The organism is Lysobacter sp. ESA13C, assembly GCF_019970005.1.
Classification (GTDB): domain Bacteria; phylum Pseudomonadota; class Gammaproteobacteria; order Xanthomonadales; family Xanthomonadaceae; genus Lysobacter; species Lysobacter antibioticus_B.
The window spans coordinates 94784-117345 of the sequence record NZ_JAHXYK010000015.1 but is presented as its reverse complement, the minus strand read 5'-3'; the positions used below and the strand labels follow the sequence as shown (position 1 = coordinate 117345).

Genomic DNA, 22562 nt, shown 5'->3' with positions numbered 1-22562 from the left:
AGGTAATCGCGACCGTCCACGCAGAACCTGCGCCGCCGTATGGATTCGTCGCGCGCGACCTTCTAGACTCGCTGAATGCGCGTCTCCCTACTCGCCGAACGCAGCATCTCCGCCACGCCCGAGGCGGTATTCGCCTTGGCCCTGGATCCTGAGCGCTTCCCGGCCCTGTTCGAAGGCTACGGCCCGATTCCCGGCCTGCGCCGCATCACCCCGCTGGCGCCGCCCGCGGTCGGCAGCATGCGCACGCTGGAGAACCAGGACGGCTCGCGCCTGATGGAGCGCATCACCGCCTTCGATCCGCCGCGCCGCCACGCCTATACCCTGAGCGGGTTCCGCGGGCCGCTGGCCTGGCTCGCGCGCGAAGGCCACGCCGACTGGACCTTCGCCGCCGAATCGATCGAGCGTTCGGCCGGCACACCGACCTCCACCCGCGTGCTTTGGCGCTACGACTTCGAGCTGACCAATGCCCTGGCCTGGCCGTTCGCCTGGCCCTTGCTGCACGGCTTCATGCAGGTGGCGATGCGGCAATGCCTGGAACGCATGGCCGAGGCCCTGGAAACCGCCTGGCGACGGGAGCGCGATTGATGCAGGAGTGGATACTGCTGGCGATGGCGCCGGTCTTCCTGCTGCTGATCGGCGTCGAGGCCTGGTATTGGCGCAAGCGCCGGCCGGAGCAATACAGCCTGCGCGACACTCTTTCGAACGCGGCGCTGGCGCTGATGCATCAGGCCAGCGACGCCATCGCCTGGCTGCTGGTGATCGGCCTGTACTACGCCGTCTACGCCCACCGCCTGTTCGAACTGCCGCCGGCGTCGTGGTGGACCATCGCCGGCTTGTTCGTCGCCCAGGATTTTTTCTATTACTGGTTCCACCGCAGCAGTCACCGCGTGCGCTGGCTGTGGGCCTCGCACGTCACCCACCATTCTTCCGAACGGCTCAACCTGTCGACCGCGTTCCGGCAAAGCCTGACCTATCCGATTTCCGGCATGTGGCTGTTCTGGCTGCCCTTGGCCTGGATCGGTTTCGAGCCCCGCCATATCGTCGCGGTGGTCGCGATCAACCTGGGCTTCCAGTTCTTCGTCCACACCCAGGCGGTCGGCAAGCTCGGCTGGTTCGAGAAAGTCTTCAATACGCCCTCGCATCACCGCGTCCACCATGCGCGCAACCCGCAGTACATCGACCGCAATTACGCCGGTGTGCTGATCGTCTGGGACAAATTGTTCGGCACCTACACCGAGGAAGACGCGGACGTGCCCTGCGAGTACGGCATCGTCGGCCAGGTGCGCGGGCACAACCCGATCCGCCTGACGTTCCACGAATGGGTCGCGATGTTCGGCGATGCCTGGCGCGCGCGCGGTCTGCGCGGTGTGGTCGGACAGTTGTTCGGGCCGCCGGAGCGGGCGCTGTCGCATACGCAACCGCGAGACTGACGGCGCCCTGCCGTCCGACTCCGGCGGCGACGCTCAACGACCGCCCGGCGAAAGTCCGAAATAGGCATAGGCCGCCGACACCGCCAGACCGAGCCAGGCCTGGCCGTGGGTGGTCAGCACCGGCAGCCCCTTCGGGTGGTACAGCCCGACCATGAAGGCGGTCAGCCCCGCGCCGATCCACACCAGCACGAACGCCACCGAGACGATGGTGACCGTGCGCACCGCGCCGACCGAAGCGCCGGAATCGAGCACGCGGGTCCCGGGCGCCTCGCCCGGCTTGGCGATCGCGAGCTCGGCGATGACCAGCGCCGACACCAAGCCGCCGATCACCGAAAACGCCTGGGCCATGCCGTCGTTGAACACCGTGCAGTTGGGGGCGCCGCCGCAGTTCACCACCTCCACCGCCACGGTGATGAGGTGGACGTAGACGCCGAGCAGGATCACCGAAATCAGGCCGCCGAAGATCCTGTGCATGGTCCACTCCTGCTCGGGCGCCTGGCGGCGCGATCTGGTCGACAGAAGGGAACCTGCGCAGGGCGGGCACCCGACGCGGCATTGCGCGATGTCTCGGCGGACCTGTCCGACCGCCTGCATCCGCATTCCCCTGTCCGGCGCGACGACCGCCGCGCCTACCTGATCGAACGCAGTCGCGGCGCGGTGCAGGCCACCATGCTTCGCAATGGGGGCTGGTGCTCAGTCGTGGGTGTCGCCGGACAAGGGCGTGGCGCGCATCGAGGTGCGCTGCTCGAACGCATCGAACCAGGCGACCAGGCGCGGGCGCCCCTCGCGGAAGTCCGGCAACTCGCGGAATTCGAGCCAGCTCAGCGCGGTGGCGACGGCAATGTGGCCGACGTGGACTGGTGCATCGACGACCAGCTCCTGTTCCAGCCAGTCGTAGCTCTCGATCAGTTTCTCGGTATAGCCGTCGCGCAAGGCCGGATAGCGCAAGGCTTCCGGACGGCGCACGGTTTCCCAGCGCACCTTGATGCCGGCGTCGGCCAGGCCCTGCGCGACCGCCTGCAAGCGCAGCGCATGCCAGCGCGCCTCGCCCTGCGCGGGAATCAGCGGCCGGCCATCGTGCAGGGTGTCGAGATAGGCGCAGATGATGTCGGAATCGAAGATCGCCGGCTCGCCGGCGCGGATCAGCACCGGTACTTTGCCGAGCGGGTTCTGCGCATACACCGCTTCGTTGCGCAGGGTCGGGCTGGTCTCGTGGTGCACGACCTCGATGCGCCCGGCCAGGCCGGCTTCGTGGGCGAACACGAGGGCCTTGCGCGCGTACGGCGAGTGAGTCTGATAGAGCAATTGCATGAGGAGGCCTTTACGGGATGACCAGGTGAGTGAAAGACAGCGTGCACAAAAGACTGCGTACACGTACCGGCTTGGCGTCGTTACGCCGCAAACGCTGCGGAAGCTGGTGGTTAGCGCGGCTCGCCGGCATCGTGGAGCAGTTGCGCGACTACCGCGGTGATGCGGCGCGCGCTCGGCAGGTGCAGGAATTCGTTCGGCCCGTGTGCGTTGGACTGCGGCCCGAGCACGCCGGTGACGACGAACTGCACCTGCGGGTAACGCTCGCCGAGCATGGCCAGGAACGGAATGCCGCCGCCACCGCCGATCAGGGCGCTGGGCCGGCCGAAGGCGAGTTGCGAGGCGCGCTCCAGGCTGGCTTCCAGCCAGGGCGCGACCGCGGGCGCATGCCAGCCCGGGCTGGTGAAATCGATCGCGAACGACACCTCGCTGCGATACGGCGGGTCGGCTTCCAGCAAGGTTCTCAGGCGTCGTCCTGCAGCCACCGGATCCAACGTCGGCGGCAGGCGCAGGCTGAGCTTGAGCGCGGTGAACGGCTGCATCACCGCCGCGGCCTGAGCCACCGTCGGCAGGCCATCGAGACCGGTGATCGCCAGTTGCGCGCACCAGGCGCGGTTGAGGACGAGCTCGGCCGGCAATTCGCTGACCGCCCGGGTGTCGCGATGGAACGGAAAGCTCTCGACCAATCCCTCGCCCAGGGCCGCCGCCGCGGTCTCGGCCTGGGCACGCCGTGCCGGCGGAATCTCGGCCTGGAACTCAGCGATGACCTCGCCGCTGTCGGCGTCTTCGAGCCGCGACAACAAACGCCGCGCAATACGGAAACTCGACGGCACGATGCCGGAGGCATCGCCGGAGTGCACGCCGTCGTCGAGCACGCGCACGCTCAGGGTGCCGGCGACTTGGCCGCGCAAGGAAGTCGTCGTCCACAACTGCTCGTAGTTGCCGCAGCCTGCGTCCAAGGCGACGATCAGGCCCGGTACGCCCAGACGCGGCGCGAGATGCTCGATGTACGCCGGCAGATCGATGCTGCTGGATTCCTCGCTGGCCTCAATCAGGATCATGCAGCGCGGATGCGCCAGGCCTTGCTCGCGCAAACCGAGCACGGCGGCGATCGCAGCGAACATCGCATAGCCGTCGTCGGCGCCGCCGCGGCCATACAGGCGATCGCCTTCGAGGCTCGGCGCCCAGGCGCTGCGCCCCATCGCCCAGCCCGCCATCGGCGGCTGTTTGTCGAGATGGCCGTAGATCAACACCGGCGCGCCGGCGCTGCCGACCGCCGGCAGGTCGATGAAGATCAGCGGCGTACGCCCGGGCAGGCGCAGCGCTTCCACGCTCGCGCCCGCCACCTCGCGCAGGCGCTCGCGCGCCCAGCCCGTCATCAGCTCGACCGCGCGCTGCATATGGCCGTTCGCGTCCCAGTCGGGGTCGAATGCCGGCGACTCGCAGGGAATCGCGATGTACTCGCACAACGCCGGCAGGATCTCGGCCGGCCAGATACGATCGACGAACAGTTGCAGCTTCGGAAAATCCATGACGTCGCCTCGGGATGAGGCGAAAATGCTAGCGGCGCGGCCGCGCGCTTTCGCCGCGATCGGCCACTGCCGCTTGCGGTTTTTCGGCGGACTCGCCTACCAGGATGCCCGGACCATGAAACTCGACCGCTTCGACCGCCAATTGCTCAACCTGGTCCAGGAGGACGCCGGCCAGACCGCCGAGCAACTCGCCGAACAGGTCGCGCTGTCGCCGTCGGCGATCCAGCGCCGCCTGCGGCGCATGCGCGAGCAGGGCGTGATCGTGCGCCAGGCGGCGGTGGTCGACCCCAAGCAGGTCGGCAAACCGACTTTCTTCATCGTCGCCTTGCAGGTCGAGCGCGAGCGCCCGGAATTATTGGCGCAGCTGCGTCGGTGGCTGGCCGGCGAGGAACAGGTGCAGCAGGTCTTCTACGTCACCGGCGAGGCCGATTTCGTGCTGGTGGTGACCGCACCCGACACCGAAAGCTACGACGCACTGATGATCCGCATGGTCGGCGAGAACCCCAACATCAAGCGTTTCACCACCAATGTCGCCTTGAGCCTGGTCAAGCGCGGCCTGACGATTCCGGTCGCGCTCGACGACAAGGAATGAAGGCGCGCCCCGGCTGAGCGCCGGCGCGCCCGTTTTCGCCGCGCACCGATGCGCATGCGCGGTTTAGCCGCAAACATCGCCCCGATTCGCGGCGCACCCTCGCGCGGCCGCCGCCACACTGGCGCCATGACCACCCCCTGGATGATCGACCCGGCGCAACTGTGGCCGGACTACCGCCCGACCCGCTTGCTGGAACTGCCGGCGCTCGCGCGCCGCTGCGGCGTCGCCCATGTTTTCGCCAAGGCCGAGAACGAACGCCCGCTCGGCAACTTCAAGTCGCTCGGCGGCATGACCGCCGGCCTGCGCGCGCTCGCCCGCGCCACCGGCGCCGAATCGCTGGATGTCTTGCAACGGCACTGCCGGCAGGGCCCCGCGCCGATGAAATTGATATGCGCGAGCGACGGCAATCATGGCCTCGCCGTCGCCGCGGCCGCGCAACGCGTCGGCGCCCGCGCCAGGATCTATCTGCCCATCGCAGTGGACGAACGCCGCGCCGCGCGCATCGAAGCGCTCGGCGGCGACGTCGTCCGCGTAGACGGCAGCTATGACGATGCCGTGCTCGTCGCGGCAACCGCAGCCGGGCGTGGCGAAGGCGTGTTGATCGCCGACACCAGTGGCGATGCCGACGACACCGTCGTCGCCGATGTCATGCACGGTTACGGCCTGCTGACGCGCGAGCTCGCCGGGCAGTGGCCCGACCACGCCGGCGGGCCGCCGAGCCACGCCTTCGTCCAGGCCGGCGTCGGCGGCTTGGCCGCGGCGATGGCCGACGGCCTGCGCTCGCAGTTGTGCGCGCCGGCCCGCATCGTGGTCGTCGAACCCGGCTCGGCCGCGTGCGTGACGCGTGCATTGGAAGCCGGCGAGCCGGTGACTGTCGATGGCGATCTGCACACCTCCGCCGAGATGCTGTCGTGCGGGCTCGCCTCCGCGCCGGCATTGGCGGTGTTGCTGCGTCACGGTGCACGCGGTTTGAGCGTCGACGAATCGATGTTGCGCGATGCCATCGCTGCCCTGCGCGAGGCCGGCGGCCCGGACAGCACCGCATCCGGTGCCGCGGGACTCGCCGGCCTGTTGCGCGCCTCGGCCGATCCCACGCTGCGCGCGGCGCATGCGCTCGATGGCGACAGCCGGGTGTTGTTGGTGATCAGCGAAGGCGACGCCGCGCTTCGCGACTGACGCCGGCGATACCGGATCGATCAAACTTTCAGGCAATCGATCAGGAACTCGACCGTCGCCCGCACCCCGGGCAGTTGCCCGCGCCGGTGCGGCATCACCAAGGTCGTGGCGACGCGCCCGGCAATCCACTCCGGCAGCACCCGCACCAGCCGACCGCTGTCGAGCTCGGCACGGCACATCCGCTCCGGCAAACAGGTGATGCCGAGCCCGGCCACCGCCGCGGTCGACAGCACCCGGCTCTCGTTCGCGGTCATCCGCGCGATCGGCGCGACCTGGACACTGTCGCCGTCGTCATTCGACAGATTCCACATCGTGGCCGACGACTGCCCGGTCAACAGCGCATCGTGGGCAACCAATTCCTGCGGCGTCGCAGGCCAACCGCACTCGGCCAGATACGACGGCGCGGCGACCAACACGATCGATTCGACCAGGGCCTGGCGCTGGATCAGGCCCGAGTCCGGCAAGGGCGCGAAGTGGCTGCGCACGGCGATGTCGTAACCCTCTTGCACCAGGTCGACGAAACGATCGGTGACGTCGAGCTGCACGTGCAGGCGCGGATAGGCGCGCGCAAGCGCGGGCAAATGCGGCGCCAGATAGTCCTGCGCGGTCGGCACGCCGGCGGTGATGCGCACCTTGCCGCTGGGCTCGGCGACGCGGCTGCGCACGACTTCTTGCGCCGCTTCGGTCTCGATCAAGGCCGCATGCGCATGCTCGTGAAACGCGCGGCCGGTTTCGGTGAGGGTGAAGCTGCGCGAAGTGCGATGGATCAGGCGCACGCCGAGTTCGTCTTCGAGCGCGGCGACGCGCTTGCTGACCGTCGACTTGGGCACGCCGAGCCGGCGCGAGGCCGCGGCGAAACCGCCGTGCTCGACCGCGGCGGCGAACAGGACCAGATCGTTGAGATTCAGCATGCGGGCAAAGTACACATACAGAGACTTTGCGTCCACTTTTGACCGACTACACAGCCAAAGTCCACACCAATACAGTGAACTCACCCCGCAAGTCGGGCCTACCCCTCACTGGAGAAACTCATGTCCCCGATCCTTTATTACGGCGTTCCGTCCGGCTGCTCGTTCGGCTCCATCGTCGCCCTCGAATGGTCCGGCCTGCCTTATCGCCTGGTCCGGGTCGAAATGCCCGAGATGATCCACACCGACGCCTACCGCGCGATCAACCCGGTCGGCGAGACGCCCTCGCTGATGAGCGCGAACGGCGACGTGGTCGTCGAGAGCATGGCGATCCTCAACCACATCGGCGCCCGCGCCGTCGCCAGCGGCATCGCCTTCGAGCAGGGCAGCCGCGAGTTCGACGAGCTCAACCGCATGCTCGCCTTCCTCAACACCACTTTCTTCAATGCCTTCAGCTCGCTGTGGCATGTGCTGGAACACGAAGTGGACCCGGCCACCAAGGCCGCGCTGACCGAGTACGGCCGCGCCAAGGTCGAGCGCGCGCATGCCGAACTGGAAAAGATGCTGGGCGACAAGCCCTGGCTGCTCGGCGAGCAGCGCACCCTGGCGGACGCCTACTTCATCGGCATCGCGCGCTGGACCAAGTACCACGCCGTCGTCGACCGCCGCAATTACCCGAACCTGCAGCGCCTGTACGACAAGCTCGAAGCCGACCCGGCGGTGATCTTCGCCCATGCCATCGAAGACCAACGCCCGGCAACGAGCAGCGGCGGTTTCGAGGGCGAGATCGGCCTGGAAGCGGCGGCCGGGTTGAAGCGCGCGGCTTGATGGGGATTGATTGGCGGCAACGGCGGCAGAGTCGTTGCCGCTGTTTCGGAGTGCAGAGCAAATCCCCCCTGCCCCCCTTTTTCAAAGGGGGGGCGACCTCGGTGGGTCGAATCGCTCTGGAACTTAGACTTCGCTGGGTTGGCCCGCTCTGGAAGTTAGATGGCGGAAGCTCGCGCCTTGCTGTCCAGCGCTGGTTTCTTCCAGCGATAGCTGCACCCCACTCACCGCGCTAATGCCGTAGCCCCCTTTTAGAAGGGGCGGCGACCGCACAGCGGGCGCGGGGGATTTGCTGTTGCTGTTGCTGTTGCTGTCGTTGCGGTTCCCGCGGCCATAGCCGCAGCAAACAAACCCGCGTCGACCGACAGCCGCGGCCTCAAGCCTGCGCTTCGGCCCGCACCAGCGCCCTGCGGCCGCGCGGGCGGCTCGGCCAGGCGTGGCGCAGGATGCGCCAGACCACTTCGCCGAACTGACGCGGCAAGGAGCCGGTGTCGTAATGCTGGCCGTAGCGGCCGCAGATATCGCGCACTTCCACCGCGATCGCGGCGTAACGCCAGGCCGGGATGTCGGGGTAGAAATGGTGTTCGATCTGATGGCTGAGGTTGCCGGTCATCAGGTCCATCCACTTGCCGCCGCTGAGGTTCGACGAGCCGCGCAGCTGGCGCAGATACCAATGGCCGCGCGATTCGTTGCGCACCGATTCCTTCGGGAACACTTCCGCGTCGTGGGTGAAATGCCCGCAGAAGATCACCGTATAGGTCCACAGGTTGCGCATCACGTTGGCGACCACGTTGCCGAGCAGCACCGGCAGGAAGAACGGACCGGCCAGCAGCGGAAACAACACGTAGTCCTTGAGCATCTGCTTGCCGATCTTGCGGCCGACCGGCACGAACTTGCGCCACATCGCCTTGTGCTTGGTCTTGCCGGTCAGCCAGCGGCCCAGGCGCAGATCCTGTATCGCCACGCCCCACTCGAACAGCAGCGCGAACACCACGGCGATGAACGGCTGGACGAGATAGAACGGCCGCCAGCGTTGCTCGGGGAACAGACGCAACAGGCCGTAGCCGATGTCGTCGTCCATGCCGCGCACGTTAGTCCAAGTGTGGTGCTGGTAGTTGTGGGTCCTGCGCCAGTTGTCGCCGGTGGCGACGATGTCCCACTCGTAGGTCTTGCCGTCCAGGTGCGGGTCGCGCATCCAGTCGTACTGGCCGTGCATGACGTTGTGGCCGACTTCCATGTTTTCGAGGATTTTCGACAGGCCCAGCAGCAAGGTGCCGAGGATCCACGCCGGCACCATCATCCAGGTCACGAATGCGCCGCCGAGTGCCAGGCCCAGGGCGCCGACATACAGGAACAACCGACCGAACAACCCGGTGTAGCGCACCGATGCGACGACACGGCGGATGTAGGCGGCGTCGACGCCGCCGATCTGGGCGACGGTGCGCGCGCGCAGCGCGTCGAGCTCTTCGCCGAAGCGGTCGAGTTCCTGCGGGGTCAACACGCGATTGCGGAAAGTACGGGTCATGGACGGATCACAGATCGAGGACGAGGTCGCTGCCGGCGCTGTTCACGCACAGGCGCAGCGCGGAAACCGGTTCGTCCTGGACGTCGCCGGTGTGCAGATGACGGGTGCTGCCTGAGCTCTTGCCGCAGGAGCAGGTGTTGCACAGGCCCATGCGGCAGCCGGATGCGAGCTTGAGGCCTTCGGCTTCGAGCGCGGTCAGCAGCGATTGGCCGCGCGGCAGTTGCAGGGTGCGGCCGCTGCGCGCCAGGGTGACTTCGACGGTGCCGCTTTCGTCGAGCGTGCGCGGCGGCGGGGTGAAGGCTTCGGCCGCGAACGAGCGCGCCTGGGTCTGCGACAGCGCGCGTGCACTGTCGACGAAACCGCCGGGGCCGCAGGCATAGACCTGGCGCGAGACCAGATCGGGTACTAATCCGGACAACAAGGCTGCATCGATGCGGCCCGCGGCTTCGTCCGCATGCAGCGGTTCCTGGCGGGTCAGCAGAAAGCGCACGCGGAAGCCGGGGTGCTCGGCGGCGATCGCGCGCAGCTCATCGACGAAGCACAGCTCTTCGCGACGGCGCGCCCAATACAGCAGGGTCAGTTCGGCCGGCATGCCCTTCGCCGCCAGCTCGCGCACCATCGACATCAAGGGGGTGATGCCGCTGCCGGCGGCCAGGAACAACCATGCGCCGTCGGCGCGCTCGGGCAAGGTCATCTCGCCGAAGGCCGCGCCGATTTCGAGGACGTCGCCGACCTGCGCGTGCTCGTGCAGGTAACGGCTGAGTTTGCCGCCTTCGATCGCCTTGACCGTGATCGCGATGCGGCCGTCGGCGCGATGCGCCTGCGCCGCGCTGTAGCTGCGAGACACCAGGGCGCCGTCGATGCGCGCACCGATCATCAAATGTTGGCCGGGCCGGCAGCCGGCCCAGTGCCGGTTCGGCACCAGCAACAGGGTCACCGCGTCGGCCGAAGCAGCCTCGCGGGCGACGATGCGCGCCAGCGGACGCTCCCAGCTCCAGGTCGGATGGAAGCGAGAGGCCCAGAAATCAAAGACTTGCGGCGCCACCAGCGGCGCAATCAGGCGCTTGAGGCGACTGTGCGGGCGGGCGCGGGAGGGACGAAGAGCAGCGTTCATGGCGGCACTATACACATATGAGCACAGATGTGTGCACAACCGTATATTAATTCCGTGCCGGGAGTATCATGTTCGCCATCGTCCTGGTGCCAGCCCCGTGAGCCAACGCCTCCATTCAGACATAGATGTCGATTCGCACCCGGGCCGCAAGGCGACGATTTCGCGCGAGGACCTGATCGCCGCCGCGCTCAAACTCATCGGGCCGCACCGCAGCGTGTCGAGCCTGAGCCTGCGCGAGGTCGCCCGCGAGGCCGGCATCGCGCCGAACAGCTTCTACCGCCAGTTCCGCGACACCGACGAACTCGCCGTGGCCCTGATCGACCTGGCCGGCCAGTCGTTGCGCAAGATCGTCGGCGAGGCGCGCCACCGCGCCGCGACCCGGCGCAGCATCGTGCGCAGTTCCATCGAGGCTTTCATGGAACAGTTACGCGCCGACGACAAATTGCTGCATGTGTTGTTGCGCGAGGGCACGGTCGGCTCGGACGCCTTCAAGCGCGCGGTCGACCGCGAGCTGTCGTTCTTCGAGGAAGAACTGCGCGTCGACCTGATCCGCCTGGCCGCGATCGACAAGATCACCCTGCACGAACCGGCCCTGGTCGCACGCTCGATCACCCGCCTGGTGTTCGCCATGGGCGCCACCGCGATGGACATGCCGCGCGAGAAAGACCACGAACTCATCGAACAGATGAGCACGATGGTGCGGATCATCCTGGCGGGATCGCGGGCGATGGCGGCGGTGGGGAAAGCGGCGAACGCTGAAAATTAGCGCTCTACGCAACGGCTTCGAGCCGACGCTTTGTTGATTCGAACGTTGTCGGCAGCGAGGCCTGGGCACACTGCGAGTGCGTGGTCGTCGATTTCGATACGGCGCTACTGCGGACCAGTTGCATCCTTCGGATCGCACGCGCCCGGGATGCCTACCGACTCGAACGCAGGCAACTTCAATCTGGACGCAAGCGCGTCGTACTCGGCAGCTGACAACGGCCCGGCTACGCTTGGCGTCGGATAGACGCCGCTCGCGAACTCCTGTTTGCGTACGACGAAATAACGTTCGCCCGCATCTTGCGCACTTGGCTGCTGTCTCGCTCCGATGAATTGCGGACTGTCGGCGATCGCCGAGACGCAGGCGTCGACGACCGGAACCGACGTGTTGGGATGAACCCGATACGACAGCTTGCTGTTCGAAGGCTCGTCGATCCACAACACCGCATACGCACCGGACTCCCACTCCAGGCGTGAATCGAATGCGCCGCAGCCGGCAACGACGAGCGCCGCAGCGCAAAGCGTCGCGATACGACCTGCTGCGATCACGCACGCCTTCGACGGCTTGGAACCGCCTTCTGCCATGAGATCCATCGGTGGGTCCTTCCATTCGCTGATGGGCAATTGTCGGCCGGCCCTAAGGAGTCTTCGTGAGGTCAAAGCCGCCCAACACTAAGCCACCCCGGAAACAATTCTTGCCAAGGCGTGATATCCGCGCTAATACTTAGCCAATAGAGAAACTATAGCCCGCCCGCTTCTAACCCCTCTCCCGCTTGCGGGAGAGGGCTGGGGTGAGGGCCGACGCACGCCAGTCGCCCAAGCTCGTCACGATCAAGCGCCCAGGAAACCGTCATGTCCCTGACCCTGTACCAGCATCCCCTCGCCTCGTTCTGCCACAAGGTGCTGATCGCCTTGTACGAAAACGGCACGGCCTTCGAGAGTCATCTGGTCGACCTCGGCAACCCCGAGGCCAAGGCCGATTTCTGCGAGCTGTGGCCGGTCGGCAAGATGCCGGTGCTGCGCGACGTGGCGCGCGACCGCACGGTGCCGGAAACCACGGTCATCATCGAATACCTGGATCAGCACTACCCCGGCGCGCGGCCGCTGCTGCCGCCCGGCCAGGACGAACGCCTCGACGTGCGGCTGTGGGACCGCTTCTTCGATCTGTACGTGCAGGTGCCGGTGCAGAAGATCGTCGTCGACCGCATCCGTCCGCAAGCTGCGCGCGATCCCTACGGTGTCGCCGAAGCCCAGGCCACGCTGGCGAACGCGTACGACATGCTCGAACAACGCATGCGCGAGCGGACGTGGGCCTGCGGCGAGGAGTTCAGCCTGGCCGATTGCGCGGCATCGCCGGCCTTGTTCTATGCCGGCATCGTCGCGCCGTTTCCGCCGGACCGCACCCACCTCGCCGCGTATTTCGAGCGACTGATGGCGCGGCCGTCGGTCCAGCGCACCATCGCCGAGGCGCGCCCCTACTTTCCTATGTTTCCGTTCGTCGATGCGATGCCTGCACGCTTCCTGCAAGGCGATGCGCCATGAATCCCAGGCCCGCCGTCGACCCGGCGCGGCTCGACCGCATGTTCCATGCCCTCGCCGACGCCAGCCGGCGCGGCATGGTCGACCGCCTCAGCGAAGGCCCGGCTTCGGTGTCGGAACTCGCGCGCCCGCTGGCGATGGCGCTGCCGTCGGTGGTCAAGCACTTGGCGGTGCTCGAATCCGGCGGCATCGTGGTGTCGGAAAAAGTCGGGCGCGTGCGCACCTATCGCATCGCACCCGATGCGCTGGCCGACGTCGAAGCCTGGGTCGCCGCCCGCAAGGCGCAGTTGAACCGTCAGTTCGACGCCCTCGCCCGCTATTTGCTCGAAGACGAATCCGGCTCCGGAGATTTGCGATGAACCCACGCTCGACCATCCACACCCAGTTCGTCATCGAACGCGAGTTCCCGGCGCCGCCGGCACGCACCTTCCGCGCCTGGTCCGACCCGCAAGCCAAACGCCGCTGGTTCGTCTGCCACGACGACATGGCCAACACCGGCTACGAACTCGACTTCCGCCCGGGCGGCAACGAACTCAACCGCGTCGTCACGCCCGCCGGCATCGTGCACCTGTTCCAGGCCCGGTTCTTCGATATCGTGCCCGAGCAACGCATCGTCTATGCCTACGACATGCACATCGGCGAACGCCACTTGTCGATCTCGCTGGCGACGGTCGAGTTCGAAGCCGGCGGCGCCGGCACGCGCATGCGCTTCACCGAACAAGTGGTGTTCCTCGACGGCTACCAGGACCGCGAGGAACGCATCCGCGGCACCGGACTCGGGCTCGACCGGCTCGCGCTGTTGCTGCACGAGCCGGCCGTCGCGCACTGAACCCTCAGCGCAGCGGCAAGGCGATCGGCCGCAGCGGCGCGGCATCGCCGCCGCGGATCTTCAGCGGCCCGCCGATGAAGGCGAACTCGTAGACCTTATCGCGCGACAGTTCCTCCAGCGCGACCAGCTCCATGATCGGCACGCCGTGCTGGGCCAACATATAGGTATGCACCGGGATGTAGTCGCCGGCGACCTCCGAGGGGAAAGTCTCCAGGCTCAGGTTGTCGGCGCCGACGATCATCGCCCCGCCGTCCTCGACCAGGAACTTGGCCGCATCCAGGCCCAGTCCGGGCGGGTTGGCCATGTAGCCGCTCGCGTCGCCGAAGCGCTGCATGCGCCCGGTGCGGATCAACACGATGTCGCCGCGCTGCAGGCGGACCTTCTGCTTGGCCAGCGCGTTCTTCAGGTCCTGGCGTGTGATGCGGTAGTTCTCCGGCAGCATCGGCAGCCCCTGCGCCGCGGCCACGTCGAGCAGCACGCCGCGCGCGATCAGGGGCGGGAATTTCTCGATACCGGTCTTCTTCCAGCCGCGATCGCCCAGATGCTCGTCGGCGCTGAAACCGTTCCAGATCTTGCCGTCCAGGCCGAAGTGGTTGAGCGCGTCGATGTGGGTGCCGCTGTGGCTGTACATCGAGAACGCCGCGCCGGTGTAACTGACCCTGTGGTTCATCTCGCGGCCCACGGCCATCGGGTCGTCGACCACGGTGCCGCGCGGGGTGTGGGTCATCCAGAACTGATAGTGCGGGTCGCCCGCGGCCTGCCAGCTCGGCATGCCGATGTAGTAGTCGGTGGCCAGGTCATAGGCCTTGCGGCCGTCGACGCGCGACAGGATCGCCGCGCGCGACTCGGGCGTGATCAGGTTGAGCCGACCGATCTCGTCGGCCGGCCCCCACTGGCTGATGCCGACGCCTTCGGCGGCGTGGGCGGACAGAGCGGCGATCGCACCGAGGGCCAACAGGCCCAGGCGCGGCAATAGGCTACGCAGTTTCATTTCGACTCCTGAGGCGCGCCGGCGCTGTGGCCGACGCATGAAGGGAAGCACCGACGGACCGGCGCTCGGCGAGCGCGGCAAGGTACGGAACAGGCCCCAGGATGCGCAAGCCGCGGCGAAGGAAACAGCGCTGCGGCGTTGCGACAGTTTTCGCTGCGGGTCAGGAATGCGCGGCGAGCGCAGCCGGCAGGCGTTCGGCCAGGAAGTCGACGAAGGCGCGCACCTTCGGTTGCAAATGGCGCGAAGTCGGGTACACGGCGAACACCTGGCGCGGCGCGAACCGGTACTCGGGCAAAACCTCGACCAAGGCGCCGCTGGCCAACGCCGGCGCCGCCAGGAACGACGGCAAGGCGCCTATGCCGAGGCCTGCGACCAGCAGATCGCGCAACACCAGGCTGTTGCCGACCGTCGCCCGCGCCGGCCATTGCACCGACACCGGCCCCTGCGGCCCTTGCAACGGCCATAAGCCCGGCGGCTCGGCCAGGCTGTAATGCAACAGCGAATGCCGCTGCAGTTCGTCGGGCGACGTCAGCGGCGGATGCTGAGCCAGATAGGACGGCGCCGCGCACAGCATCTGGCGGACCGAACCGAGTTGGCGCGCGATCAGCGATGAATCCTGCAGCTGTGCGCGCAGCCGGATCGACACGTCGAAGCCTTCGCCGACCGCGTCCAGCAATCGGTCCTCCAGGGTCAGGTCCAGGCTCAACTCGGGGTAACGCAGCAGGAACTCCGCCACCAGGGGCGACAGCGTGCTCAAGGCGAACGACACCGGCGCGTTGACCCGCAGGCGCCCGCCGACCTGCTGCGATTGCTGGCGCACCGAGGCCTCGAGCGCGTCGAGCTCGTCGAGCAGCCGCACGCATTCGCGGAAATAAGCCTGGCCGGTCTCGGTCAGACTCATGCGCCGCGTGGTGCGCTGGATCAACACCGCGCCCAGATGCGCTTCGAGCGTACGCAACTGCTTGCTGAGCCCGGCCGGCGAAACGCCGAGATCTTCGGCCGCCTTGGCCAGACCGCCGAGCTCGACGATGCGACGGAACGAACGCATGAGGGTGAAGGCATCCATGGGGGGCGGCGGCATCGAGAGCGAAAGACTCGCCATTGTCCGCCTGCTTCGCGCTTCGACAAGCCGCTCCGATGGAACGATGGACGCGCTGATCCGACCCTATCGTGTCAGCTCGATCATCGCGATCGACACCTCGGACCTGAAACAGCGCTCGACTTTCGAGCACGAACTCGATCGGCACGCGGTGCTGGGCCAACATGTTCGAATACAGCAACGAGCAATCAGCTATGCAACTTGCAATCAAGGTCTTGCGGCTTGCAGAGCATAAACGTCGGCTATGAAGCGGGTAGCGTCCAGGAAATAGTTGGGATACGTCTTTCGAAGCTGGTCAATATTCCCACCTGCGACTAGAACGGCATCGATAGGCTCCCCTTTGGCAGCCCGCCGCTCCGCGTTTGCATATTCGATTGTGGCTTGGTCCAACTGGTCCATCGAGAACGGCTGGACTGTAAGTCGCCTTCGATCCGTGTCCAAGATCACAAGATGATAGTCCGCCGTAGAGCGACCTAATCGCTGAATGTGATTTGCCGCTACTGCAAAGGCGCGAAGTCGTACTAGAGCATTCATTGGCTGATCCGCGGCAATGAGACGTGCGCGGATATCTTTCGCGGAGAGCCCTACGTATTCAGTCGGCGGGGCGCATCCTTCATTAATTGCAAAGGCAGCGCTCGCTAATTTGAAGAACTCGCCCCACTCCGGGCTCGCGCGCCCCGCCTTGATTGCCTGGTTGGCGAAGATGTCGACCGTTTCAACGGCCGTCGCCCACGAGTGCTGCAGTCGCGTTCGCATTTGCAGCTCGACGAACAAGCCGTCATACGGGCTGACATAATTCTTCTCGTAACGATATACCAAGTGGATACTGCGGTACCCGTCTTCCTTTGGAATCTCAACGTAATCGTGCGCGCTACGAAGTTGATGACTGAAACGCGCCCGCAGGTAAGAGCGATGTAAGTTCCGCAATCCAGCAATGCCAGGCACAACTGCACGCAACCCGGCAATGTCCTGCATGCGCTCCAAGTTCATCGTAGCAAAACGCTTCAACTTGGCCTCAATCGAAGGCAAACGTTTTAGCCGCTGCCCGACAAGCGAACCTCGAGAACTACTCCCGAGATTCGACAATTTTTGACGCAAAGTTGCTTGAAAGGTGTTGAGTGGATAGGCGTGCGCGGCACGCCAGTTCGTAATCACGGGCATCTCCCGTGCCAACTCAACTTCGTCGGGCGGATCACGTCGCAACGCCTCGCCGGCGCGCCGAACCTGCCCACGCGTGTACTCAGGTTGTACGAAAGCCATCCCCCCTCCCAGTGGATTCGTTGAGCAATCCAAGCGCATGACGCGGGCATAATCAGTCATCTCCCGCCGAGCCTGCAAACTAAAGCATCATCCTTTAACCTGCGCATCTGTTGAGCTCACCGACAGAACACCTGCTCAATCGCTGGATACTAGCTAGGCTAATCGTGTCGCGTTTGCACTTCGACACCCCATCTCCGAACATCGGATCGAGCAAAGAACCAGCCTTCCGCCCTGTAGTGCCGAATTACTGGAATGCCTATCCCGCTAGTGCTGACAGCCCTGCACACAGATAGTCAATTGCCGAAGCCATCGCGCATGATTGATCGCGGCGAAGGCGTTGTTGTCAGTGTCCCCTCATGGCCTACCGTTACGTTTAACTTTTGGGAGCCCATGACCATAGCAATCGGGACCAGGGCATGTTTCTAACGAAGCCGAGTTCACCATGAATAAATTCTGGAATGAGCGCACAACGACGATAGCTGGATTGACCGTAGGAATTTTGGGGCTCGTTCTGACAATGGCATTTTGGTGGGCAGATCGCGAGTCTCACGACATATCAATTACAGTAGTATCGAAAGCCGCATTACACACTGAGCTCCCAGACAAAATACCGAACACCATAGAAATTACCTTAAATGGAAATAAAATTGACCACCCATACCTTTCGGTCATAACTATGAAAAATGCCGGAACCAAACCCATCATCGCGAAAGACTTCGAAACAAATATAACAATCCAAGCAGGGCAGGCTCGCATCTTACAGGCACTTGTGACCGAATCAGCCCCCGGAGACCTAAAGCCTGTAATTAGCGTTCGTGACAACAAGATTGAAATTTCGCCATTACTTTTGAATTCGGATGACAGCCTCACATTTTCTGTTATTACGGATTCGGTCACCCCATTCTTCTCCGCGAATGCTCGTATCGCTGGAATTCAAAGAATTAAGGTTACAGATACTTCGGGTGCCCGAGAGTCGCGCAGAGTGGTCATGTCGATCATCTCAGGAATTTGTCTAGCATGTCTTTATGCGGCACTTTCGCTATGCGCTTTCCCTAGCGCCGAGAGACAGTTGAATCTTTGGGCGACTCTGCTCGGTGCGCTTGCGTGCGCAATGGGTGCGGTAATACTACTGTCCATACCTGCGGTCGATGCACTTGGCGAAAAATGGGGGCGCATTGCACTATTTATATGCTTGGCTCCGATGATGCTGATGGGCTTCTTAATGACCAATCGAAGGAGCCGAAGCTGAGGTCGTTGGTAGCCCTTGAATGCGACGTTGAGTTTGAGCCCCTAATTGGCGATTAGGCAGCAAGTATTCCTCAGCGACGTTGGACGAGTGGGCCTCCAAGATCACCTTCGTACGCCCGAGTAACGGTTTGCGCTCTAAGCCGACGAATGAAGGACAAGAGAGCATGCAAGCTCCACCGCACTGACCGCCGAAACCGCGCCGCAACCGCCGCCGCTCTACAGGGGAGACCGGCGACGGCCGCGGTGCGGCCCGAACTCACTCGACCTTGACCAGACCGCGCCAAGTGTTGCGGCCGCCGTGCATCACGTCGTCGCCGCTGCCGAACCACCAGCCGTTCCAGTTGAGGATGTCCTCGTCGTCCTGATGGACCCAGCCGCGCGCCAGCGCGTACTTGCTCGGCATCGACTGCGGGCCGAACACGCCATAGGCGAAGCCGAGTTTCGGGAAGCTCGACATGTGGCCGAGCCAGGACGAGGCGCCGCCGTCGAAGTGGCAATAGCTGGTGAACCAGGTGTTGTAGACGCGGAAGTTCGGGAAGATCACGCCCGAGGAGCTGTTGGCGTTGCGCCAGATCTCGTTCTCCTGCACGCGGGTGTAGCGGCGCGCACCCGAGGGGCAGAACACGCCCATGTTGAGCACCGCGTAATCGTGCTGGTTGCCGGTACTCGGCAAGGGCCGGAACGACAGCGCGCGCACGGTGTCGACCTTGCAGAAGCGCCAGGTGGTGTTGCCGCCCGAAGACGTTGCGCCGATCCAGCCGCCGCGGCCATTGGCGTTGCGGCGGTCTTCGTCGTCCATGTGGATCTGCGACCAGGAATAGCCGCTCGGGCAGTAGTTGCTCTGCGGAATCACGCCGACGCTGAACAAGCGCGGCTCCAGCCAGCTCCACCAGCGCAGCAGGCCCTTGGCGGCGGTCTTGGACGAGGCGTAAGGCACGAAGAATTCTTCGCCCTCTTTCTCTTCGATCACGCAGGCGCCGTCGAAGCCGAGCACCGCGCAATAGCTCAGCGCCACGCCCTCGCCTTCGGCTTCCATGAATTTCTCGACATCGACCTGGCCGCTGTCGGGATAGCGCCGATCCAGGTCTTCGAGGATCGAAGCGAATTTCTTCACCTGCGGCGGCGTCGGATCGGTGGCTGCAGCCAGCTCCCATTCTTCCTTGGGGCTTTCCTGTTCGGACTCTTCGGCCCAGGACGACAACGGCAGGCCCACGACCAGGGCGCACAGCGCAGTGACCAGCACTTTCTTGTTCATGACATTCCTTTGAGTTGATGGCGCATGGCGAGCAAAGCCGGCAACGGCGCCCGATCGAAACGCAAAGGGACGACACGCCCGAGTCGACGGCCCGACGGTCGGCTTGCGCCGGCAGCGGCGCACGACGCACGCCGTTCGAACCCGAGACCACCGAATCGGCGCGCAACCGCGCCGGCCCGACCACGCTAGGCAGTCGGCGACGAGGTTTCGAGGAAGAATGTGGGAACGAATCGGGCGCCGGCGGGAACGCTTCCGATGCAACGTGCGCTACGGCGAATCTGAAGCGCGATGGATGTCGCGCTCGTTCATCGGCTGCGATGCAAAACGGCAGAAAGCAGCGGCTACACCTTCATCGCGGGCGGGCGCTGATATTCGGCTTGCTGCTGCGCCAAGCTTTGATCCTCACCGCGCTGGACCTGCAAGGCCTCGAGCTTCGACAACGAGTCCTGCACTGGCGTCATTGCCGCCTGCTGTCCGGTTACCTGCGCCCGCAGATGCGCCGGGTCGTTCAACGCGCCAGCGACCGCGAACACGTGCCGGCCCGAGCCATCGGGCGCGGGATGCCCGACCACGACGTGATCCGGCTTGCCGATGCCGCCCTGCCGGCACTCGACCGCAAGGCAGGCGGCGATGCGGTCGAGGTCCTGGGCCGGCGGCACCGGGCCGTGCTGGGCGAACGCATCCGGCAAACGATCGCGAATGGATCGGATGACGGGGCTGTCGACCGGTGCCTGCGGTAGTGCATCCGGCCTGGCACCGCCGGCATCCGCGCCAGCGCCGCGTCCTGCGGGGCCGAAAGGCAACATCCCAGGTTCCATGTGATCCAAGCTGTCCGGCGCGCGCCGCTCCGGCTGGGGATGGGTCACCTGCCAACCGTCTTGCGTCAGCGAATAGTCCACGCCTTGAGTGGTGTTCATCGTCAGGACGCCGTCGCGGTCGACCCGGACGCTGGCCATTTCCATTCGCGCCTGCTCGTTCGCGCCAGCGATCGCGACCGCCGTGGCCGGCGCCCCTTCCTCGAACTGGGCGAAGATCCGACCGCCGCTGGCAGGGTCTCGCATCATCGCATCGAGCAACTGCGAGTCCGTCCTGGAGTTGAAGTCCTGAGTCAGGCCGACGTCGCCCTGGCTGTGAACTTGCTCGCGCCAAGCCCGACTGAGAGGGCCGTCGCCCAGCTCCAACGAGTTCATCAAGCGCACCGCCGACAGCGCCGCATCCCGCCCACTCACGACACTTTCGCGATTGGCCGGCGCCCGGGCGCTATGGTCTGCGATCCAGTCGCTCAGCCCCTGCGAAGTCGTTTCGTTCTGCCGCAAGTGCGAAATCAGCTCGCGTCCCCGCACTTCGCCCTGATTGAATCGCTTGGCAGCCATCGTCACGATTTCCGCCACCTGACCCGGATCGGTCCGATTGAGCTGCTGAAGCCACGAAATCTGCGAAAGAGGCTGCCCGACGCTCTCCCACTTGTACGCAATCTGCTCGCGGTCCAACCCGTTGACGAATTCACGTCCCGGGTCGGAACGCAGGTATTCGTTCAACCGGCTTTGCTCGTCGCGGCTCAGGGCGTTTCCAGTTTGCCCCGGTGCTTGCAAGCGTGTGCTCAGCGAAGCGATTTCGGCCGGTGTGAACGCATCGTCGCCGCGTGCCCATTGCTGATAGCCGGCCAGCAGTTCCGGGACCTTTTCCCGTCGCCCGGGTTGGCCGAAGTCCCACTGCATAAGACCGACAGACCAACCCGAAGCCGCGCTGCTATGGCTCAGACGATAGGCCGGTAGCGTATTGACCTCGCTGCCGCGGCCTATGGCGTTGTACGCGATGGCTTCAAAAGTGGTGCGATCCAACGGGTTATAGACATACCGGCTCGGTTCATCGCTCATGGTCTCCATCCTCCAGAGGCTTCAATCCTTGAATCAGCGTGTTCATTTCCTTGATCCGCGCCTGGGTCAGACGCGCTCTGCAGGCTTCGGCCAGATCGCCGATGTCCTTGCGTGTGGTGCCGGCGTAGAACTGCTCGGCGGTGCAATGGCTGTCGCGATACGTGCGCCACGCCGTGTTGGATTCGGTGAAGCTCTGCTTCATATCGGCCAGATAAGCCCGGTCCCACATCTTCAGACCGCCATAGGTCTTATCGGCCAGGGCATAGGCGTCGGCCTCCAGCTTGGCCAGTTCCCCACGCAGGGCATACATCTCTTTGTAGGGAGCGCAGCGTAGGTCGCCGGTGGCGCACTGCCGGTAGTCCTCCGACAGAGCGAAACATTCCTCGCGCGCGTCTGTGTCACCGATCGCCAGGCAGTCGTCGCCCGGCTGGTAACGCTGGGGTTTCGGCGCAGTTGGGCTGTTCGGTGCCCCGCTCTGCTGTGTCACCGTGGGTGGGGCCGCCGCGGCGCAACCAAGCAGCAGGAACGCCACAGCCCCCGCTATTGCGGAGACCGCGCTTGCCGGCCACCGGCGATTCCGATGCCCCTTGTCGAAAGATTGGATCGGCATACGTGTCCTTTCGCTAGGCACCGCCGTCCTCACGCGAACCACGCTGGGACGACTGGTACAGATCCCGTGACCGGTTGTGCCAGTGAAACATCGGTTGGCAACGAGAAACACCTTTATCGCGACTGGCGAGGCTTGGCAATCAGAAAAATCTGACCCCGGCACGACACGTTAATCGAGCATTGATTCAGTTCGGCACCTGCCAGCAACCAGCTCCTGCCTTCACCGCTCAGGCCTTGGCCCGCAACGTGCTGGCCGGCAGCCTGGCCTCCAGGCGGGCGATCGTGCGCTCATACGCCTCCACCAACGGGCGCCAGGCTTCGTCGGGCTCGGACCACCATGCGACCTCGGTGCCGCACCAACCATCGCCGAAGGCAATGCCGTAACGAACACCATCGAGGCCGAACCGGGCGGATGGAAGGAACATCGGCAGGGACAGGGCCGTGAATCCCGCCAGCAGTGCATTGGCCTCGGCCGGGTCGATCCTGGCTTCGACCCCGTAGATGTCCGGATCGGCGGCATCGAGCACCAGCCCGCGAAACCCCAGCCCGCACAAGAGCAAACGAAAGTTGCGCTTGTTTCGCGATGCGAAGCTCGACCGAGCCTGACGAGCGAACGAGTCGCGCGAGACTTCGCAAACAAAAACGGCCGCGGGGAGCGTCGGCTCCACCGCGACCGTTTCGTC

The 22562-nt window shown here is 65.2% G+C and carries 25 protein-coding genes; 11 read left to right on the top strand and 14 right to left on the bottom strand.

All coding sequences use genetic code 11. From position 1 onward, the window contains the following. The first annotated feature begins 75 nt into the window (after positions 1-75). Together LC490_RS23235 and LC490_RS23230 are read left to right on the top strand one after the other, a co-directional pair. Complete coding sequence (locus tag LC490_RS23235) at positions 76-585, top strand: SRPBCC family protein (protein WP_051884937.1); 510 nt, start codon at positions 76-78, stop codon at positions 583-585. Continuing rightward, a complete protein-coding gene (locus LC490_RS23230) occupies positions 585-1430 on the top strand; it encodes a sterol desaturase family protein (protein WP_223621770.1) in 846 nt (281 codons plus the stop codon). Before LC490_RS23235 ends, LC490_RS23230 begins: the two co-directional genes overlap by 1 nt. A gap of 33 nt (positions 1431-1463) precedes the next feature. Here LC490_RS23230 and LC490_RS23225 read toward each other — a convergent pair whose 3' ends face one another. The 3 genes from LC490_RS23225 to LC490_RS23215 all read right to left on the bottom strand — a co-directional run bounded on the left by LC490_RS23225 (position 1464) and on the right by LC490_RS23215 (position 4270). Next, a complete protein-coding gene (locus tag LC490_RS23225) occupies positions 1464-1904 on the bottom strand; it encodes a hypothetical protein (protein WP_031372000.1) in 441 nt (146 codons plus the stop codon). Between the two features lie 219 nt (positions 1905-2123). Continuing rightward, positions 2124-2741 (bottom strand): glutathione S-transferase, encoded by a 618-nt coding sequence (locus LC490_RS23220; protein ID WP_223621769.1) that lies wholly within the window; start codon positions 2739-2741, stop codon positions 2124-2126. 110 nt (positions 2742-2851) lie between these two features. Continuing rightward, positions 2852-4270: a M20/M25/M40 family metallo-hydrolase gene (locus LC490_RS23215; RefSeq protein WP_223621768.1), complete on the bottom strand. Its 1419-nt coding sequence runs from the start codon at positions 4268-4270 to the stop codon at positions 2852-2854. 115 nt (positions 4271-4385) lie between these two features. Here LC490_RS23215 and LC490_RS23210 point away from each other — a divergent pair, with 115 nt between their 5' ends. Further along, a complete protein-coding gene (locus LC490_RS23210; protein WP_223621767.1) occupies positions 4386-4862 on the top strand; it encodes an Lrp/AsnC family transcriptional regulator in 477 nt (158 codons plus the stop codon). Between the two features lie 126 nt (positions 4863-4988). After that, positions 4989-6038, top strand: coding sequence for a pyridoxal-phosphate dependent enzyme (locus tag LC490_RS23205; protein WP_223621766.1), 1050 nt, complete (start codon positions 4989-4991; stop codon positions 6036-6038). 20 nt (positions 6039-6058) lie between these two features. On the opposite strand, the gene LC490_RS23200 is transcribed toward LC490_RS23205, so the two are convergent. Then, on the bottom strand, positions 6059-6949 hold the full coding sequence (locus LC490_RS23200; protein WP_031372004.1) for a LysR substrate-binding domain-containing protein: 891 nt from the start codon (positions 6947-6949) through the stop codon (positions 6059-6061). Positions 6950-7069: 120 nt separating this feature from the next. Here LC490_RS23200 and LC490_RS23195 point away from each other — a divergent pair, with 120 nt between their 5' ends. After that, complete coding sequence (locus LC490_RS23195) at positions 7070-7774, top strand: glutathione S-transferase family protein (protein ID WP_223621765.1); 705 nt, start codon at positions 7070-7072, stop codon at positions 7772-7774. Between the two features lie 373 nt (positions 7775-8147). On the opposite strand, the gene LC490_RS23190 is transcribed toward LC490_RS23195, so the two are convergent. Together LC490_RS23190 and LC490_RS23185 are read right to left on the bottom strand one after the other, a co-directional pair. Continuing rightward, complete coding sequence (locus LC490_RS23190; protein ID WP_031372006.1) at positions 8148-9296, bottom strand: acyl-CoA desaturase; 1149 nt, start codon at positions 9294-9296, stop codon at positions 8148-8150. A 7-nt stretch (positions 9297-9303) separates the two neighbouring features. Next, complete coding sequence (locus LC490_RS23185; RefSeq protein WP_031372007.1) at positions 9304-10410, bottom strand: ferredoxin reductase; 1107 nt, start codon at positions 10408-10410, stop codon at positions 9304-9306. 121 nt (positions 10411-10531) lie between these two features. On the opposite strand from LC490_RS23185, the gene fabR reads away from it, so the two are divergent. Further along, on the top strand, positions 10532-11176 hold the full coding sequence (fabR, locus tag LC490_RS23180) for an HTH-type transcriptional repressor FabR (RefSeq protein WP_223621789.1): 645 nt from the start codon (positions 10532-10534) through the stop codon (positions 11174-11176). 104 nt (positions 11177-11280) lie between these two features. Here fabR and LC490_RS23175 read toward each other — a convergent pair whose 3' ends face one another. Then, entirely contained in the window at positions 11281-11766 is a 486-nt protein-coding gene (locus LC490_RS23175; protein WP_031372009.1) for a hypothetical protein, read from the bottom strand. A 258-nt stretch (positions 11767-12024) separates the two neighbouring features. Here LC490_RS23175 and LC490_RS23170 point away from each other — a divergent pair, with 258 nt between their 5' ends. The 3 genes from LC490_RS23170 to LC490_RS23160 are packed head-to-tail and all read left to right on the top strand — an operon-like array spanning position 12025 to position 13540. Continuing rightward, positions 12025-12714: a glutathione S-transferase family protein gene (locus tag LC490_RS23170; RefSeq protein WP_223621764.1), complete on the top strand. Its 690-nt coding sequence runs from the start codon at positions 12025-12027 to the stop codon at positions 12712-12714. Continuing rightward, entirely contained in the window at positions 12711-13070 is a 360-nt protein-coding gene (locus LC490_RS23165; protein WP_223621763.1) for a metalloregulator ArsR/SmtB family transcription factor, read from the top strand. Before LC490_RS23170 ends, LC490_RS23165 begins: the two co-directional genes overlap by 4 nt. Next, positions 13067-13540 carry an SRPBCC family protein gene (locus tag LC490_RS23160; protein ID WP_223621762.1) on the top strand — a complete coding sequence of 158 codons (474 nt, stop codon included), beginning with the start codon at positions 13067-13069 and terminating at the stop codon, positions 13538-13540. The genes LC490_RS23165 and LC490_RS23160 overlap by 4 nt, the downstream gene beginning before the upstream one ends. A gap of 4 nt (positions 13541-13544) precedes the next feature. On the opposite strand, the gene LC490_RS23155 is transcribed toward LC490_RS23160, so the two are convergent. Both LC490_RS23155 and LC490_RS23150 read right to left on the bottom strand, forming a co-directional pair. Beyond that, positions 13545-14531, bottom strand: coding sequence for a cyclase family protein (locus tag LC490_RS23155; RefSeq protein WP_223621761.1), 987 nt, complete (start codon positions 14529-14531; stop codon positions 13545-13547). A 160-nt stretch (positions 14532-14691) separates the two neighbouring features. Further along, the gene (locus LC490_RS23150) at positions 14692-15597 is read right to left on the bottom strand and encodes a LysR family transcriptional regulator (RefSeq protein WP_343223039.1); all 906 of its coding nucleotides are present in this window, start codon (positions 15595-15597) and stop codon (positions 14692-14694) included. Here LC490_RS23150 and LC490_RS23145 point away from each other — a divergent pair. Then, positions 15578-15865: a hypothetical protein gene (locus LC490_RS23145; RefSeq protein WP_223621759.1), complete on the top strand. Its 288-nt coding sequence runs from the start codon at positions 15578-15580 to the stop codon at positions 15863-15865. The genes LC490_RS23150 and LC490_RS23145 overlap by 20 nt on opposite strands. Here LC490_RS23145 and LC490_RS23140 read toward each other — a convergent pair. After that, complete coding sequence (locus LC490_RS23140) at positions 15838-16950, bottom strand: RelA/SpoT domain-containing protein (protein ID WP_223621758.1); 1113 nt, start codon at positions 16948-16950, stop codon at positions 15838-15840. The genes LC490_RS23145 and LC490_RS23140 overlap by 28 nt on opposite strands. A 382-nt stretch (positions 16951-17332) precedes the next feature. Here LC490_RS23140 and LC490_RS23135 point away from each other — a divergent pair, with 382 nt between their 5' ends. After that, positions 17333-18139 carry a hypothetical protein gene (locus tag LC490_RS23135; protein ID WP_223621757.1) on the top strand — a complete coding sequence of 269 codons (807 nt, stop codon included), beginning with the start codon at positions 17333-17335 and terminating at the stop codon, positions 18137-18139. Positions 18140-18394: 255 nt separating this feature from the next. Here LC490_RS23135 and LC490_RS23130 read toward each other — a convergent pair whose 3' ends face one another. From LC490_RS23130 to LC490_RS23115, 4 genes are all read right to left on the bottom strand, one after another. Beyond that, positions 18395-19393 (bottom strand): hypothetical protein, encoded by a 999-nt coding sequence (locus tag LC490_RS23130; RefSeq protein ID WP_031372015.1) that lies wholly within the window; start codon positions 19391-19393, stop codon positions 18395-18397. Between the two features lie 341 nt (positions 19394-19734). After that, entirely contained in the window at positions 19735-21270 is a 1536-nt protein-coding gene (locus tag LC490_RS23125; protein WP_223621756.1) for an XVIPCD domain-containing protein, read from the bottom strand. Beyond that, positions 21260-21880, bottom strand: coding sequence for a lysozyme inhibitor LprI family protein (locus LC490_RS23120; RefSeq protein WP_223621755.1), 621 nt, complete (start codon positions 21878-21880; stop codon positions 21260-21262). Before LC490_RS23120 ends, LC490_RS23125 begins: the two co-directional genes overlap by 11 nt. A gap of 226 nt (positions 21881-22106) precedes the next feature. Further along, positions 22107-22547 (bottom strand): hypothetical protein, encoded by a 441-nt coding sequence (locus tag LC490_RS23115; RefSeq protein WP_152566220.1) that lies wholly within the window; start codon positions 22545-22547, stop codon positions 22107-22109. Between the last annotated feature and the right edge of the window lie 15 nt (positions 22548-22562).